The organism is Microbacterium sp. NPDC055665, from assembly GCF_053618035.1.
On sequence record NZ_JBSHGY010000004.1, the window covers coordinates 144,068 to 159,268 of the forward strand.

The window sequence follows — 15,201 nt, forward strand, 5'->3', positions numbered from 1 at the left end:
ATCGTGTCCGATCACTCGGCCTTGTCGGCCGCCTTCTTGGCCGGAGCCTTCTTGGCGGCAGGCTTCTTGGCAGCCGGCTTCTTCTCGGCGGGCTCCTCGGCAGCGTCGGCGTCGACCTTCTTGGCCGGAGCCTTCTTCGCGGGCGCCTTCTTGGCCGGAGCCTTCTTGGCCGGCTTCTCCTCGGCTTCTGCCTCACCCTCGGCAGCCTCATCGTCCGTGACGATGAAGTCGGAGAGGTCGACGGCCTTGCCGTTGCTGTCGACGACCTTGACCTTGCCGAGCGCGATGGCGAGGGCCTTGTTGCGGGCGACCTCACCGACGAGCGCGGGGAGCTGGTTCGAGGACTGCAGCGCCTCGACGAACTCCTGCGGGGCCATGCCGTACTGCGCGGCCGACTGGATCAGGTACTGGCTCAGCTCTTCCTGCGAGACCTGCACGTCGGCCTGCTCGGCGATCGTGTCGAGCAGCACCTGCGTGCGGAACTGCTTCTCGCTCGCCTCGGTGACCTCGGCGCGGTGCACGTCGTCCTCGAGGCGGCCTTCGCCCTCGAGGTGGTTGTGCACCTCGTCCTCGATGAGCTGCGGCGGAACCGGGATCTCGATCTTCTCGAGCAGCGCCTCGACGAGCTTGTCGCGCGCGGCGGAACCCTGCGTGAAGACGCCCTGCTGCGCGACGCGCTCGGCCAGGCTCTCGCGGAGCTCTGCGATGGTGTCGAACTCGCTCGCGATCTGCGCGAAGTCGTCGTCAGCCTCGGGAAGCTCGCGCTCCTTGACGGCCTTGACGGTCACGGAGACCTCGGCCTCGGAACCGGCGTGGTCGCCGCCCACGAGGGCCGAGCGGAACGTGGTGTCCTCACCGGCGGTGAGCGACTCGATCGCGTCGTCGATGCCCTCGAGCAGCTCGCCGGAGCCGATCTCGTAGGAGACGCCCTCGGCGCGGTCGATCTCGGCGCCGTCGATGGTGGCGACCAGGTCGAGCTCGACGAAGTCGCCCTTGGCGGCCGGACGGTCGACCGGGACGAGCGTGCCGAAACGGGCGCGCATGTTGTCGAGCTCGGCATCCAGTGCGGCCTCGTCGGCCTCGATGGCGTCGACCGTCACGGTGATGTCGTCGTAGGCGGGCAGGTCGATGTCGGGGCGCACGTCCACCTCGATGTCGACGAGCAGGTCGCCGGAGAAGTCCTTCTCGTTCGGCCACTGCGTGATGTCGGCGGCCGGGCGACCGACGACCCGCAGCTTGTGCTCGACCGTGGCGTCACGGAAGAACTTGTCCAGGCCCTCGTTCACCGCGTGCTCGATGACCGCACCGCGGCCGATGCGCTGATCGATGATGGGCGCCGGGACCTTGCCCTTGCGGAAGCCGGGGATCTGCACGTCCTGAGCGATGTGCTCGTAGGCGTGAGTGATGCTGGGCTTGAGGTCGTCCGGGGTGACCGTGATGCTGAGCTTGACCCGGGTCGGGGTCAGCTTCTCGACGGTGCTGTTCGCCATGCTGGTGTGTTCTCCTTGTGATTTCCGCGCGGTATCGCGGCTGTAAGGTCCGTGGGGCCGTGTCGGGGCGACAGGAGTTGAACCTGCGACCTCCCGCTCCCAAAGCGGGCGCTCTACCAAGCTGAGCTACGCCCCGGGGAATCCGCACGCAGATTCAGCCCCACCGAGTCTAACGGACGGGAGCACTCCCGACTGTCCGGTATGATCGATGAGTCCGGAGATGAAAATCCGGCCCGTCCCCGAGATTCCGCGGGGATCCGGGGCTGTAGCTTAGTGGTAAAGCCTTAGTCTTCCAAACTAATGATGCGGGTTCGATTCCCGTCAGCCCCTCCGGATCAGAAGGCCCTCATCGGAAACGATGGGGGCCTTCTCGCATGCTCAGGGGTCGGTCCCATACGCTGACAGCACCGACGCACGCAGTCTCCGACCGGAAGGCGACAACGAAATGGGCACGACGTGACCGCCCCGCTTCGGCCCGGCCCCGGGACGCACGCACTCCCCCCGACGCGCGGCGCCCACGAGCTTCCGGCGCGCTTCTCTTCGAGTCCGAGCCCCGTCGCGGGCCCCCGGGAGCGCCGACGCCCGCGCCGAGGCCTCGTCGTCGGCATCCTCGGGGGCGCAGCGGTGATCGCTGCGCTGGGCATCACGCAGCTGTCCGCGAATCTCGGTTACGACGACACCGCTGACCGACTCGACGACACCCTCCGCACCGCGACGGCGGTGAAGGCGGAAACCGATCACACCCGTGACGCGCTCACACAGGCGACGGATGCCGGCCACGTCATCCTGGACGTGACCGATGCGCGGATCGCCGTGCCGGAGGATGCCGTATCGGCGCTGTCCACCGCCGTCGCCAAGGGCGAGGAGACAGGAGCTGCCGCGGAGACGCTCGACGCCACCGCATTCCCGTCTCCGGGAGAGAAGCCGGTCTGGTTCTGGGAGCTGATCGGAGAATCCGCGGAGCTGGCCGATGACGAGAACTCCCTCGAGGATCTGGTGCGGGACCTCCAAGATGCGTCCGAGAATGCGGCCGAGGCCGAGGACGCCGTCCAGGAGAGTGGATTGGCCGTGCTGTCCGCAGCGGCTGAGGCGGCAGCGGGGTTCGAGGCGGCACACCTCTCCGCGCGCAACGACGCCGTGATCGCGCTCCGAGACGCCGCGGCGGATGCACTGGCCGTGAAGCGCATCGACGCCAAGGCGGCGACCACGTATGTCGCGCTGCAGGACGCCGGCGCTCAGATCATCGCGACGGAGTCCGAGGAACTGGCCGAGAAGTCGGGGCCGCTGCAGGGCGCGCGGCTGGAGATCGAGGCGTTCGCCCGTTCCCTCGCACCGGGCGTGCTGCTCGAGTTCGACTGGTCCCCCGTGGTCAACGGCGCGGGCTACAACGGAAGCATGGGCGGGTACACCACCTGGTGGTGGGACGACCCCGGACGCGCGAACATCGAGCTCTCCGACTCGGTGGCCGAGCAGTGGCCGGCAGAGCGGAGCAAGGCGCTCGTCGCACACGAGGTGGGTCACGCGATCAGCGTGAAGTGCCAGGACATGTACGACTCCTCGACGCAGGACAGCATCGAGAAGTGGGCCACCGCGTGGGCCATCAGCATGGGCTACACCGACGATGCCAACGGCGTCTGGGCCTATGGATACCCGCCGCAGGAGTACATCGACGCCGCCGCGGGCTGCCGCTGAGCGCACAGCGCGACCGCGTGACAGAAGAGGCCGCCGTGATCACTCACGGCGGCCTCTTCGACGTCAGGTCGAGGTCACTGCCCCCGACGCTCGCGCAGCTGCGTGAGCGCGTCGTCGAGAAGCTGGACGGCCTCCTCGTCGGTGCGACGCTCCTTCACATACGCGAGGTGCGTCTTGTACGGCTCCGCCTTCGCGAGAGCAGGAGGGTTCTCCTTGTCGCGCCCGGCCGGGAGACCCGACTGCGGGTGGTCGATCGTCTCGGGGATCTCCTCTTCCGGGAGCCCCGCGGCGAAGTAGCGCACGGTCTCGTTGCCGAGACCGTCCCAGTACGAGACCGCGATGCGATCGGCGTGGTAGCCGTGATCCTGTTCGCCCATCGGGCCGGAGCCCACGCGGGTGCCGCGGATGGCGTTTCCACCGGTAGCCATCAGATGACCTCGAATTTCGTGATGAGGCCCAGCGCGACGATGGCGACGAACCATGTCAGTGCCAGGACGACGGTGAAGCGGTTGAGGTTCCGCTCCGCGAGACCGGAGGAGCCGACCGCAGAGGTCATGCCGCCACCGAACATGTCGGACAGTCCACCGCCGCGACCTTTGTGCAGGAGGATGAGGAGGGTCAGCAGAACGCTGGTGATGCCCAGCACGACCTGCAGGACGAACTCGAGAATTGCCACGAGAAAGAGCCTTTCGCTGGGGCCGGAACGCCCCCGTAACGGTCAAGTATACGGTGCAGCGGGGCCGCAGCCCCGCTGCACTCACACGCCGACGTGCTTCTCGAAGCGGATGATCGCTGCGAACTCGTCCACCACGAGGCTCGCCCCGCCGACGAGTGCGCCGTCCACGTCGGGCTCGCGCATGAAGCTGGCGATGTTCGCCGCCTTGACCGAGCCGCCGTACAGGATGCGGGTGCGGGCCGCAGCCTCGTCCCCGAGAACCTTCGCGATGACCGCGCGCAGAGCGGCGCAGACGTCCTGCGCCTGCTGAGGCGTCGCGGCCTGGCCGGAGCCGATCGCCCACACGGGCTCGTACGCCACGACGATGTCCGCCTTCGGCGACACGCCCTGGAGCGCGGCCTCGAGCTGCGACACCGGAACGGCGCTGGCACCGAACTTCTCCAGGTCGCCCGCGGTCTCGCCGACGCAGATCACCGGCACGAGGCCGTGCTTGAGAGACGCCTGCACCTTGGCCGCCACGACATCGTCGCCCTCGGCGTGGTACTCACGACGCTCCGAGTGGCCGATGATGACGTACTTCGCGTCGAGCTTCGCCAGGAAAGCCCCGGAGACCTCGCCGGTGTATGCACCGGAGTCGTGAGCCGAGACGTCCTGCGCACCGAGTGCGAACGGGATCTTGTCCGCGTCGATGAGCGTCTGGACGCTGCGGATGTCGGTGAAGGGCGGGAAGACCGCGACCTCGACGGATCCGTCCTCGTGCTTCGCATCCTTCAACGTCCAGTGCAGCTTCTGCACGAACGCGACCGCCTGAAGGTGGTCGAGATTCATCTTCCAGTTTCCCGCGATCAGCGGGGTACGGGAGTTCACGCCCATCCGAGGACCTCCAGCCCAGGTAGTTTCTTGCCCTCGAGGAACTCGAGGCTCGCGCCGCCGCCGGTCGAGATGTGACCGAACTGGTCGTCAGTGAATCCGAGCTGACGCACGGCCGCGGCGGAGTCGCCGCCACCGACGACGCTGAGGCCGTCGACCTCGGTGAGTGCCTGCGCGACGGTCTTGGTGCCGGCAGCGAACGCCGGGAACTCGAACACGCCCATCGGACCGTTCCAGAACACAGTCTTCGACTCGCGGATGACCTCGGCGAAGCGCGCTGCCGTCTCCGGACCGATGTCGAGTCCGATGCCGGAGGCACCGAACGGCGTCGACTCGATCGCGTCTGCTGCGGCGACTTCGTGCGCGGCGTCCGCACCGAAGGATGCGGCGACGACGACATCTGTGGGGAGCACGAGCTCCACGCCGCGTTCCGCCGCCTCCGCGATGTAGCCGCGGACCGTCTCGAGCTGATCCTCTTCCAGCAGGCTGGAGGCCACGGCATGACCCTGCGCCTTCAGGAAGGTGAAGAGCATTCCACCGCCGACGAGAATCTTGTCGACGCGCGGCAGCAGGTGAGAGATGACTCCGAGCTTGTCGCTGACCTTCGAGCCGCCGAGCACGACCGCGTAGGGGCGCTCAGGCTTCTCGGTCAGACGGTCGAGCACGTCGAGCTCGGCCGCGATCAGCAGACCGGCCGCCGACGGGAGCAGCTCGGCGAGCTCGTAGACGCTCGCCTGCTTGCGGTGCACGACCCCGAAACCGTCGGAGACGAGCACGTCGCCGAGTTCCGCGAGTTCCGCCGCGAAGGCGGCGCGCGCAGCGTCGTCCTTCGAGGTCTCCCCCGCGTTGAACCGCAGGTTCTCGATAACGACGACCCCGCCGTCCTCCAGCGAGGCGACGGCTTCCTTCGCCGACTGGCCGACCGTGTCGCGGGCGAACGCGACCGGAGAACCGAGCAGCTCCGACAGCCGCTGAGCCACCGGCTCCAGGCTGTACTGCGGGTCGGGCGCGCCATCCGGCCGCCCGAGGTGGGAGCACACGACAACGCGGGCGCCCGCGTTGATGAGTGCATTGAGGGTCGGCAACGAGGCGCGGACACGGCCATCGTCCGTGATGATCCCATCCCGCAGGGGGACGTTGAGATCACAACGGACGATCACGCGCTTGCCCTCGAGCGACCCCAGTGTGTCCAGGGTGCGCAGAGTCATGTGTCTGAGCTTAGAGGCGCTCGGCCACGTACTCGGTCAGGTCGACGAGACGGTTGGAGTAGCCCCACTCGTTGTCGTACCAGCTCGAGACCTTGATCAGGTTGCCGCTCACGTTGGTGAGCGTCGAGTCGAAGATCGACGAGTGCGGGTTGTGCACGATGTCGCTCGAGACGATCGGGTCCTCGTTGTACTGCAGGAAGCCGGCGAGACGACCCTCGGCAGCAGCCTTCTTGTACGCCTCGTTGACCTCGTCGACCGTGAGGTTCTCGCGGTCGGTGATCAGCGTGAGGTCGACGATCGAGCCGGTGGGAACCGGCACGCGGTACGACGAGCCGCTCAGCTTGCCCTGGAGCTCCGGGAGCACCTCGCCGATGGCCTTGGCGGCACCGGTCGAGGCCGGAGTGATGTTGATCGCGGCAGCGCGTGCACGACGGAGGTCGCTGTGCGGGCCGTCCTGCAGGTTCTGGTCGGCGGTGTACGCGTGAGCCGTCATCATGAAGCCGCGGTCGATACCGAACGCGTCGTTGAAGACCTGCGCCAGCGGCGCAAGGCAGTTGGTGGTGCAGGACGCGTTGGAGATGATGTGATCCGTCTCCGGGTTGTACGTGTCCTCGTTCACGCCCATGACGAACGTGCCGTCGACACCGGTGCCGGGAGCCGAGATGAGGACCTTCTTCGCGCCGGCCTCGATGTGCTTCTTGGCGAGCTCGGCCTTGGTGAAGAAGCCGGTGGACTCGATGACGATGTCGACGCCCAGCTCGCCCCACGGGAGACCTGCGGGGTCGCGCTCGGCGAAGGCCTTGATCTTCTTGCCGTTGACGGTGATGCTCTCATCGTCGTAGCTGATCTCGGCGTCGAGGACGCCGCCCACCGAGTCGTACTTCAGCAGGTGCGCCAGGGTCTTGTTGTCGGTGAGGTCGTTGACGGCGACGATCTCAAGGTCCGCTCCCTGCGCGAGAGCCGCGCGGAAGTAGTTGCGTCCGATGCGGCCGAAGCCGTTGATACCGATCTTGACAGACACTCAGGTCTCCCTGTTTCTCGTGCACTGCACACAGCTTTCCAGCATGAGTGAAGCGCGGGGTTTTTTGGCTGAGAGGGCGTCCCGACGAGCCGGGGCCCGTCGGGACGCGACCCGATTACGACAGTACCAGCAGGCCGTTCGTCTGCTTGCGGGCGACCTCGAGGCGCTGGGCGACGTTCTCCCAGTTGGCGATGTTCCACGCCGCCTTGACATAGTCGGCCTTGACGTTGAGGTAGTCGAGGTAGAACGCGTGCTCCCACATGTCGAGCTGGAAGAGCGGGATCGTGCCCTGCGCCGTGTTCGACTGCTGGTCGAACAGCTGCTGGATGATCAGGCGCGAGCCGATCGAGTCCCAGCTGAGCACGGCCCAGCCGGAGCCCTGGATGCCGGTCGCCGCTGCCGTGAAGTGCGCCTGGAACTTCTCGAACGAGCCGAAGTACTCGTCGATAGCCGCCTTCAGCTCGCCCTCGGGCTGGCCTCCGCCGTTCGGCGACAGGTTCGTCCAGAAGATCGAGTGGTTGACGTGACCGCCGAGGTTGAAGGCGAGATCCTTCTCGAGCTTGTTGACGTTCGCGAGGTTGCCGCTCTCACGGGCCTCGGCGAGCTGGTCGAGCGCGGTGTTCGCACCGGCGACGTAGGTTGCGTGGTGCTTGTCATGGTGCAGTTCCATGATCTTGCCGCTGATGTGCGGCTCGAGGGCTGCGAAGTCGTAGGGAAGGTCGGGGAGCGTGTAGGTCGCCATATCGCTTTCATCCAATCCGCGCCGCGCCGCGGCGCTTGCCGATCCTCCGCGCCGCCGATGTGCGGCGTAGAGCGGACATCTTTCATCCTACTGACGACAACGCGGGTGCGCCCCGGAACCTTCCGCCATATGACGAAGACCCGCCGTCCGGTGGCCGGGCTGCGGGTCTTCGTCGAGGATGCGGGTCAGACGTCGAGCCCGACGGGAACCGCGGCTTCGGTCCCCGGGATGCCCTCCTGCTGGGCGCGCTTGTCGGCCATCGCCAGCAGGCGGCGAATGCGTCCGGCGACGGCATCCTTCGTCAGCGGCGGGTCGGCGTGGTGGCCCAGCTCGTCGAGGCTGGCGTCCCGGTGCGCAAGACGCAGCTCTCCCGCGACCTTGAGGTGATCCGGCACCTCGTCGGCCAGGATCTCGAGTGCGCGCTCCACGCGAGCGCACGCGGCGACCGCTGCCTGCGCCGATCGGCGCAGGTTCGCGTCGTCGAAGTTCACCAGACGGTTGACCCCTGCTCGGACCTCGCGGCGCTGACGGAGCTCTTCCCACGCGATGGCGGTCTTCTGCGCTCCCATCTCGTTGAGGATGGTGCGGATCGCCTCGCCCTCACGCACGACGACGCGCGGCATACCGCGCACCTCGCGCGCCTTGGCGGCCACGCCGAGCCGGTGCGCCGCACCGACGAGCGCCATCGCGGCCTCGGACGACGGGCAGACGACCTCGAGCATCGCCGAGCGGCCCGGCTCGCTCAGGGTGCCGGCAGCGAGGAACGCACCTCGCCACAGACCGGCGACCTCGGCCCGGGAGCCGGTCGTGAGACGGTTCGGCAGCCCGCGCACGGGGCGCCGCCGCTGGTCGAGGAGCCCCGTCTGACGGGCGAGCGTCTCACCCTGGGCGATCACCCGCACAGCCCACCGGGCGCCGTCGTTCGCGGTACTCGACTGCACCTGCGCGATCTCGGGGCGCACGCCGTAGATCTCGGCGAGGTCACGCGCGACTCGGCGCGCGAGCGTCTCGGCATCCACCTCGGCCTCCACGGCCACACGGCCGGCGATCGAATGCAGACCACCGGCGAACCGGAGGATCGCGGTGACTTCCGCAACTCGCACCGTCGGGGGTGCATTGCGGATGCTGACCAGCTCGGCCTTGACGTCGGTGGTTAGTGCCACGACACTCCTTCACGTTCACGCGCCGGGTCGCGGCGCAAACGTCCAGCTTACTCGGCCGAGCGGACCCCTATTCTCGGCCGAGATCGCGGTGACGGACGCTGACCGCGACGCCCGGAATCGCGGAGAGGCGGCGCGCCAACTCCTCCGACATCGCGACCGAACGGTGTTTTCCTCCTGTGCAACCGATCGCGATCGTGGAATGGCTCTTGTTCTCCCGCTGATACCCCTCGAGGACCGGGACGAGGGCGGTCGAGTAGGCATCCAGGAACTCCATCGCCCCCGGGCGCGAGAGAACGTACTCACGGACCGTTTCGTCCTGGCCGGTCAAGCCGCGGAGATCTTCGTTCCAGAACGGGTTGGGAAGAAACCGCATGTCGGCGACGATGTCCACGTCCGTCGGGAGTCCGTACTTGAAACCGAAGCTGAGGAGCGTCACCCGGTGACGTGCCGCGCCCTCCTCGGAGAAGATGTCGGAGACCTGCGTCGCCAGCTGATGGATGTTGAGCGTCGAGGTGTCGATGACCAGGTCGGCAGCCTCGCGGATGGGCGCGAGCCTGGTGCGCTCGATACGGATGCCGTCGAGCAGCGTCCCTTCCCCCTGGAGCGGATGCGGGCGACGCACGGACTCGAAGCGCCGCACGAGCACGTCGTCGGACGCATCGAGGAACAGCACGCGGACGGACCCGCGAGAGCGGAGAGCACGTGCGACGCCGGGGAAGTCGTCGAAGAGGTTGCGTCCACGGACATCTACCACGGCAGCGACCTTCGGGAGGGCATTGCCTCCCATATCGGTCAGCTCCAGCAGCGGCCGGAGGATCTGCGGCGGCAGGTTGTCGACGACGTACCAGCCGAGATCCTCGAGCGCATTCGCCACTGTCGTCCGGCCCGCGCCGGACATTCCTGTGACGATGAGGAATTCGCCCTTTTCCTCGTCAGACATTGCTCAGTGCTCCCTCTCCCCCTCGGCCTCCAGCCTAGCGAGTAGACAGGTGCGAATGAATGTTCTGCGCGAGCACCGGCCCGATTCCCTGCACCTCTTCGATCTGGCCCGGTTCGGCGGCGCGGAGCGCCGTCACCGAGCCGAAGTGCTTGAGCAGCACCTTGATGCGGGAGGCGCCGAGCCCCGGCACTTCGGCGAGTACGGAGGAGATGTCGTTGCGGCGTCGCTTGCGCTGGTGCGTGATCGCGAAGCGGTGGGCCTCGTCTCGAAGACGCTGCAGCAGATAGAGCGCCTCGCTGGTGCGCGGCAGGATCACCGGGAAGTCGTCGCCGGGGAGCCAGACCTCTTCCAACCGCTTCGCGATACCGCACACCGCGATCTCGGTGTGACCGGCGTCGCGGAGCGCGCGGGCCGCCGCTTCCACCTGCGGTTGCCCTCCGTCGACGAGCAGAAGCTGCGGCGGGTACGCGAATCGCGGCTTCCGTCGCGCTGTGACCTCGCCCACGTCTTCCGCCACGACACCGTCGGTCGTCGGATCGATGACCTCCGGTTCCTCGGGACGATCCAGGTAGGCGAGTCGACGACGCAGCACCTGGTACATCGAGTCGGTGTCATCCGTCGTCTCGGCGATGTTGAAGGAGCGGTACTGGTCCTTGCGAGGAAGGCCGTCTTCGAACACCACCATCGATGCCACGACGTTCGTTCCGCCGAGGTGCGAGATGTCGAAGCACTCGATGCGCAGCGGGGCCTCGGACATCCCCAAGGCTTCCTGCAGATCGGTGAGCGCCTGCGTGCGGGCGACATAATCGCTCGTGCGCCGGGTCTTGTACCGGATCAGCGCCTGCTGCGCATTCAACGTCGCCGTGCGCATGAGGTCGGCCCGCTGGCCACGCTGCGCGACCGCGATCTCGACCTTTTTTCCGCGACGTTCGCGCAGCCACACCTCGAGTTCGGCAGCATCGTCGGGCAGGGTCGGGACGAGGATGCGGCGAGGGACGTCCTGCGCCTCGCCGTACGCCTGCTGCAGCACCTGTTCGACGAGATCGCCACTCGAGATGTCGATCTCCTTCTCGATGGTGAGCGCACGCACACCGCGGACCCTGCCACCGCGGATCACGAAGTGCTGCACTGCGGCGGCCAGCTCGTCCTCGGCGATGCCGAAGAGGTCGGCGTCCTCGTCGGACGGAAGCACGAGTGCGCTCTTGCCCAGCACTGCTTCGATCGCCGAGAGCTTGTCACGATACTTCGCCGCCGCCTCGTAGTCCATCGCCGCCGACGCTGCCAGCATCCGTTTGGTGAGTTCCCGGGTGAAACGCTCGTCACCGCCCGCCATGAACGCCACGAAGTCATCGACCATGGCCCGGTGCTCCTCGATGGTCACCGTCATCGAGCACGGGCCACCGCACTTGCCGATCTGCCCGGGGAAACAGGGCCTTCCGGTCTGCATCGCGCGCTTGTAGCTGGAGTCGCTGCAGGTGCGGATCGGGAACGCCTTGATCATCAGATCGATCGTCTCGTGCACCGCCCACACCTTCGGGAACGGGCCGAAGTACCGCGCACCGGGGATCTTGCGATTGCGCGTGACGATCACCCTGGGCGCTTCATCGGCGAGCGTCACCGCCATGAAGGGATATGACTTGTCGTCCTTGTAGCGCACGTTGAACGGCGGATCGAACTCCTTGATCCACATGTACTCCAGCTGCAGCGAGTCGACGTCCGTCGGGACGACCGTCCACTCGACGGACGCCGCCGTCGTGACCATGCGCCGGGTGCGCTCGTGGAGCGTGCGTAGCGGGGCGAAATAGTTCGACAACCGCTGACGCAGGTTCTTCGCCTTGCCGACATAGAGCACCCGGCCGGACGCATCACGGAAGCGGTACACGCCGGGATCGGTCGGGATCTCTCCCGTCCGCGGCTTGTACGGCAGTACGTCGGCCATCAGCTGGCCTTCCGCGCGGAGCGCCCCTCACCCAGGATCTCGCCGAGGAACAGCCCGGTGTGGCTCGCCTCGACGCGTGCGATCTGCTCCGGGGTGCCCGTGGCGACGATCTGGCCACCGCCGGAACCGCCCTCGGGGCCGAGATCGATCACCCAGTCGGCCGACTTGATCACATCGAGGTTGTGCTCGATGACGATCACGGTGTTGCCCTTGTCGACCAGACCGTTCAGAACCTCGAGGAGCTTCCGCACGTCTTCGAAGTGCAGACCCGTCGTCGGCTCGTCGAGCACGTAGATGCTGCGTCCGTTGCTGCGGCGCTGGAGCTCGGTGGCGAGCTTGACGCGCTGCGCCTCTCCGCCCGAGAGCGTCGTGGCCGACTGTCCGAGTCGGACGTAGCCCAGCCCGACGTCGACGAGCGTCTTCATGTAGCGGTGGATCGCCTGGATCGGCTCGAAGAACTCCGCGGCCTCCTCGATCGGCATCTCGAGCACCTCGGCGATGTTCTTGCCCTTGTAGTGCACGGCGAGGGTGTCGCGGTTGTAGCGCTTGCCGTGGCAGACCTCGCAGTCGACGTACACATCGGGCAGGAAGTTCATCTCGATCTTGATCGTGCCGTCGCCGGAGCACGCCTCGCAGCGGCCACCCTTGACGTTGAAGCTGAAGCGACCGGGCTGATAGCCGCGGACCTTCGCCTCCGGTGTCTCGCTGAAGAGTGTGCGGATGCGATCGAACACTCCCGTGTACGTGGCGGGGTTCGACCGCGGGGTGCGGCCGATCGGCGCCTGGTCGACGTGCACGACCTTGTCGAGGTTGTCGAGTCCGGTGACGCGCGTGTGCTTGCCGGGGACCGTGCGAGCGCCGTTCAGCCGCGACGCGAGCACCTGGTACAGGATGTCGTTCACGAGCGAGGACTTGCCGGAGCCGCTGACCCCGGTGACGGCGGTGAGCACGCCCAGGGGGAAGTCGGCCGTGACATTGCGGAGGTTGTTGGCCCGAGCCCCGACCACGCTCAGCATCCGCTTCTTGTCGATCTTGCGGCGCTTGGTCGGCATGGGGATCTCGCGGCGACCGGAGAGGTACTCCCCCGTCATCGAGTCGCTGTCGTCGAGCAGAGCCGAATACGGCCCCGAATGCACGACCTCGCCGCCGTTGACGCCGGCGCCCGGGCCGATGTCGACCACCCAGTCGGCCGCTTCGATGGTCTCTTCGTCGTGCTCGACGACGATCAGCGTGTTGCCGAGGTCGCGCAGCGTGAGCAGCGTCTCGATGAGGCGTCGGTTGTCGCGCTGGTGGAGTCCGATCGACGGCTCGTCGAGCACGTAGAGGACGCCGGTCAGACCGGAGCCGATCTGCGTGGCCAGGCGGATGCGCTGAGCCTCTCCACCGGAAAGGGAACCCGCGGAGCGGCTGAGGTTGAGGTAGGAGAGCCCGACCTGCAGCAGGAAGTCGAGCCGCAGACGGATCTCGCGCAGCACCTGGGCGGCGATCTTGGCTTCACGATCGGTGAGGGTGAGCGTCTCCATGAACGCGCGGGCGTCGGCGAGGCTGAGGTGCGAGACCTCGGCGATGGAGTGGCCGTGCACCTGCACGGCCAGCACCTCGGGCTTGAGGCGATTGCCGTCGCAGACCGGGCACGGCACCTCGCGGAGGTACTCGCCCCACCGGCTGCGCTGGTTGTCGGACTCGGCCTGCAGGTACTGCCGCTCGATGTAGGGGACCACGCCCTCGAACCCCGACGCGTAGCGCATCTCGCGCCCGTAGCGGTTCTTCCACTTGACGGTCACCTTGTAGTTCTCGCCGCGCAGGATCGCGTTCTGCACCTCGGAGTGCAGCTTGCGCCACGGGGTGTCCAGCGAGAAGTCCAGATCGCGGGAGAGTCCCTCGAGCAGACGCTCGTAGTACTGGAAGAGCCCCTTGCCCTGGGTGGTCCAGGGGATGATGACGCCCTCGCGGATCGAGAGGTCTTCGTCGCCCAGCATCAGGTCGACGTCGACCGACATGCGGGTGCCGAGCCCGGAGCACGCCGGGCATGCACCGAACGGCGCGTTGAACGAGAACGTGCGCGGTTCGATCTCGGTGAGCGTGAGCGCATGCCCGTTCGGGCAGGCCAGCTTCTCGGAGAACGTCTGCCATGCGTCGTCGCCCTCGCCGTCGACGTAGTTGATCTGCACCACTCCGCCGGCGAGCCCGAGCGCCGTCTCGACCGAATCGGTCACGCGGCCCAGGATGTCATCAGACGCCACGAGCCGGTCGACGACCACCGCGATGTCGTGCTTGTAGCTCTTCTTGAGCGTCGGCGGCTCGGCGAGTTGAATGAGCTCGCCGTCGACGATGGCACGCGAATAGCCCTTCGCGCCGAGTTCGCGGAACAGGTCGACGAACTCGCCCTTCTTCTGGGAGACGATGGGCGCGACCACCTGGTAGCGCGTGCGCTCCGGAAGCTCCATGAGCTGATCGGCGATCTGCTGCACGGTCTGACGCTGGATGCGCTCACCGCACTCGGGACAGTGCGGGATGCCGATGCGCGCCCAGAGCAGACGCATGTAGTCGTAGATCTCGGTGATGGTGCCGACGGTCGACCGCGGGTTGCGGTTGGTCGACTTCTGGTCGATGGAGACGGCCGGGCTGAGCCCCTCGATGAAGTCGACGTCGGGCCGGTCGACCTGACCGAGGAACTGGCGCGCGTACGCGCTCAGCGATTCGACGTAGCGACGCTGCCCTTCGGCGAAGATCGTGTCGAACGCGAGACTCGACTTGCCCGACCCGGACAGGCCGGTGAACACGACCAGTGAGTCGCGCGGGATGTCGATGTCGACATTCTTGAGATTGTGGACGCGGGCACCGCGGACACTGAGTTTTCCTGGGGAAGCAACGGGGACGATGGGCACCGAACAAGTCTACGAGGGACCACGGACATCGGCTCCGACTCCCGGTTCTGCTCCCTCCGGGTCCGTTCGCGTCGGTTCGGCATCCGCCCGTCTCGCAGCCCACAGTGCGAGCAGCACTCCTGCGACGAGCACGGCAGCGGCGATCGGAGCGAACCACGCTGTACCGTCGTCGACACCGCGCGGAGCGAGCAGCCACATCGCGAACACCAATGGCTGCGACAGGAGCTGCACGACGACGAAGCGCTGAAGGGTCGGTCGGAGCACCCGCAGCGCGAGGCGCGATCTCATCGGCACGACCAGGCTGAGCGAGGCGAGGACGTGCACGGCGTGCACGAGCAGGAGCGCGAGAGCCGTCCGGCCGGGAGACGGCTCCGTGAGGATCACCCCGAACGGGAGGCAGGCCGCAGCGGCCCACGCCGCGAGCGTGCGAGGGATCACGGCGGAGACCACGGCCGCGACCACCGCGATCCCCTGCCAGAGAGGGAACGGGATCAGCGTCACCGCACCGACCCACACGACGCCGACGACGAGCAGCCGGATCGTCATCCCCGGTACGGCACCCGGTACCCGGA

Annotated in this window: 13 protein-coding genes and 2 tRNA genes; 2 read left to right on the top strand and 13 right to left on the bottom strand. The window is 67.3% G+C overall.

Features of this window, described 5'->3' with window-relative positions; translation table 11 throughout:
* Window positions 1-11: 11 nt before the first annotated feature.
* Window positions 12-1,490, bottom strand: a complete 1,479-nt coding sequence (tig, locus tag ACWGO6_RS12360) for a trigger factor (RefSeq protein WP_136042128.1) — start codon at window positions 1,488-1,490, stop codon at window positions 12-14.
* A 62-nt stretch (window positions 1,491-1,552) separates the two neighbouring features.
* Window positions 1,553-1,626, bottom strand: a tRNA-Pro gene (locus tag ACWGO6_RS12365).
* 123 nt (window positions 1,627-1,749) lie between these two features.
* Between ACWGO6_RS12365 and ACWGO6_RS12370 the strand changes: the two genes are divergently transcribed.
* Together ACWGO6_RS12370 and ACWGO6_RS12375 are read left to right on the top strand one after the other, a co-directional pair.
* Window positions 1,750-1,820, top strand: a tRNA-Gly gene (locus ACWGO6_RS12370).
* A 126-nt stretch (window positions 1,821-1,946) separates the two neighbouring features.
* The gene (locus ACWGO6_RS12375; RefSeq protein ID WP_136042129.1) at window positions 1,947-3,182 is read left to right on the top strand and encodes a zinc metalloprotease; all 1,236 of its coding nucleotides are present in this window, start codon (window positions 1,947-1,949) and stop codon (window positions 3,180-3,182) included.
* Between the two features lie 74 nt (window positions 3,183-3,256).
* Here ACWGO6_RS12375 and ACWGO6_RS12380 read toward each other — a convergent pair whose 3' ends face one another.
* The 11 genes from ACWGO6_RS12380 to ACWGO6_RS12430 all read right to left on the bottom strand — a co-directional run bounded on the left by ACWGO6_RS12380 (window position 3,257) and on the right by ACWGO6_RS12430 (window position 15,175).
* Window positions 3,257-3,610: an RNA polymerase-binding protein RbpA gene (locus ACWGO6_RS12380; protein ID WP_017830291.1), complete on the bottom strand. Its 354-nt coding sequence runs from the start codon at window positions 3,608-3,610 to the stop codon at window positions 3,257-3,259.
* Window positions 3,610-3,858, bottom strand: a complete 249-nt coding sequence (gene secG, locus ACWGO6_RS12385; RefSeq protein WP_029261623.1) for a preprotein translocase subunit SecG — start codon at window positions 3,856-3,858, stop codon at window positions 3,610-3,612. Before secG ends, ACWGO6_RS12380 begins: the two co-directional genes overlap by 1 nt.
* Before the next feature lie 81 nt (window positions 3,859-3,939).
* A complete protein-coding gene (tpiA, locus tag ACWGO6_RS12390) occupies window positions 3,940-4,731 on the bottom strand; it encodes a triose-phosphate isomerase (RefSeq protein ID WP_136042130.1) in 792 nt (263 codons plus the stop codon).
* Window positions 4,722-5,936, bottom strand: a complete 1,215-nt coding sequence (locus ACWGO6_RS12395; RefSeq protein WP_452326848.1) for a phosphoglycerate kinase — start codon at window positions 5,934-5,936, stop codon at window positions 4,722-4,724. The genes tpiA and ACWGO6_RS12395 overlap by 10 nt, the downstream gene beginning before the upstream one ends.
* A 10-nt stretch (window positions 5,937-5,946) precedes the next feature.
* Window positions 5,947-6,957: a type I glyceraldehyde-3-phosphate dehydrogenase gene (gene gap, locus ACWGO6_RS12400; protein WP_136042132.1), complete on the bottom strand. Its 1,011-nt coding sequence runs from the start codon at window positions 6,955-6,957 to the stop codon at window positions 5,947-5,949.
* 115 nt (window positions 6,958-7,072) lie between these two features.
* Window positions 7,073-7,699, bottom strand: coding sequence for a superoxide dismutase (locus tag ACWGO6_RS12405; protein ID WP_029261619.1), 627 nt, complete (start codon window positions 7,697-7,699; stop codon window positions 7,073-7,075).
* Between the two features lie 185 nt (window positions 7,700-7,884).
* Window positions 7,885-8,862: a DNA-binding protein WhiA gene (gene whiA / locus ACWGO6_RS12410; RefSeq protein ID WP_017202788.1), complete on the bottom strand. Its 978-nt coding sequence runs from the start codon at window positions 8,860-8,862 to the stop codon at window positions 7,885-7,887.
* A 67-nt stretch (window positions 8,863-8,929) separates the two neighbouring features.
* Window positions 8,930-9,802 carry an RNase adapter RapZ gene (gene rapZ, locus ACWGO6_RS12415; RefSeq protein WP_136042133.1) on the bottom strand — a complete coding sequence of 291 codons (873 nt, stop codon included), beginning with the start codon at window positions 9,800-9,802 and terminating at the stop codon, window positions 8,930-8,932.
* A 34-nt stretch (window positions 9,803-9,836) separates the two neighbouring features.
* Window positions 9,837-11,741 carry an excinuclease ABC subunit UvrC gene (gene uvrC / locus ACWGO6_RS12420; RefSeq protein WP_136042134.1) on the bottom strand — a complete coding sequence of 635 codons (1,905 nt, stop codon included), beginning with the start codon at window positions 11,739-11,741 and terminating at the stop codon, window positions 9,837-9,839.
* Complete coding sequence (gene uvrA, locus ACWGO6_RS12425; RefSeq protein ID WP_136042135.1) at window positions 11,741-14,629, bottom strand: excinuclease ABC subunit UvrA; 2,889 nt, start codon at window positions 14,627-14,629, stop codon at window positions 11,741-11,743. The genes uvrC and uvrA overlap by 1 nt, the downstream gene beginning before the upstream one ends.
* Before the next feature lie 9 nt (window positions 14,630-14,638).
* Window positions 14,639-15,175 carry a hypothetical protein gene (locus ACWGO6_RS12430; RefSeq protein ID WP_136042136.1) on the bottom strand — a complete coding sequence of 179 codons (537 nt, stop codon included), beginning with the start codon at window positions 15,173-15,175 and terminating at the stop codon, window positions 14,639-14,641.
* Window positions 15,176-15,201 lie beyond the last annotated feature (26 nt).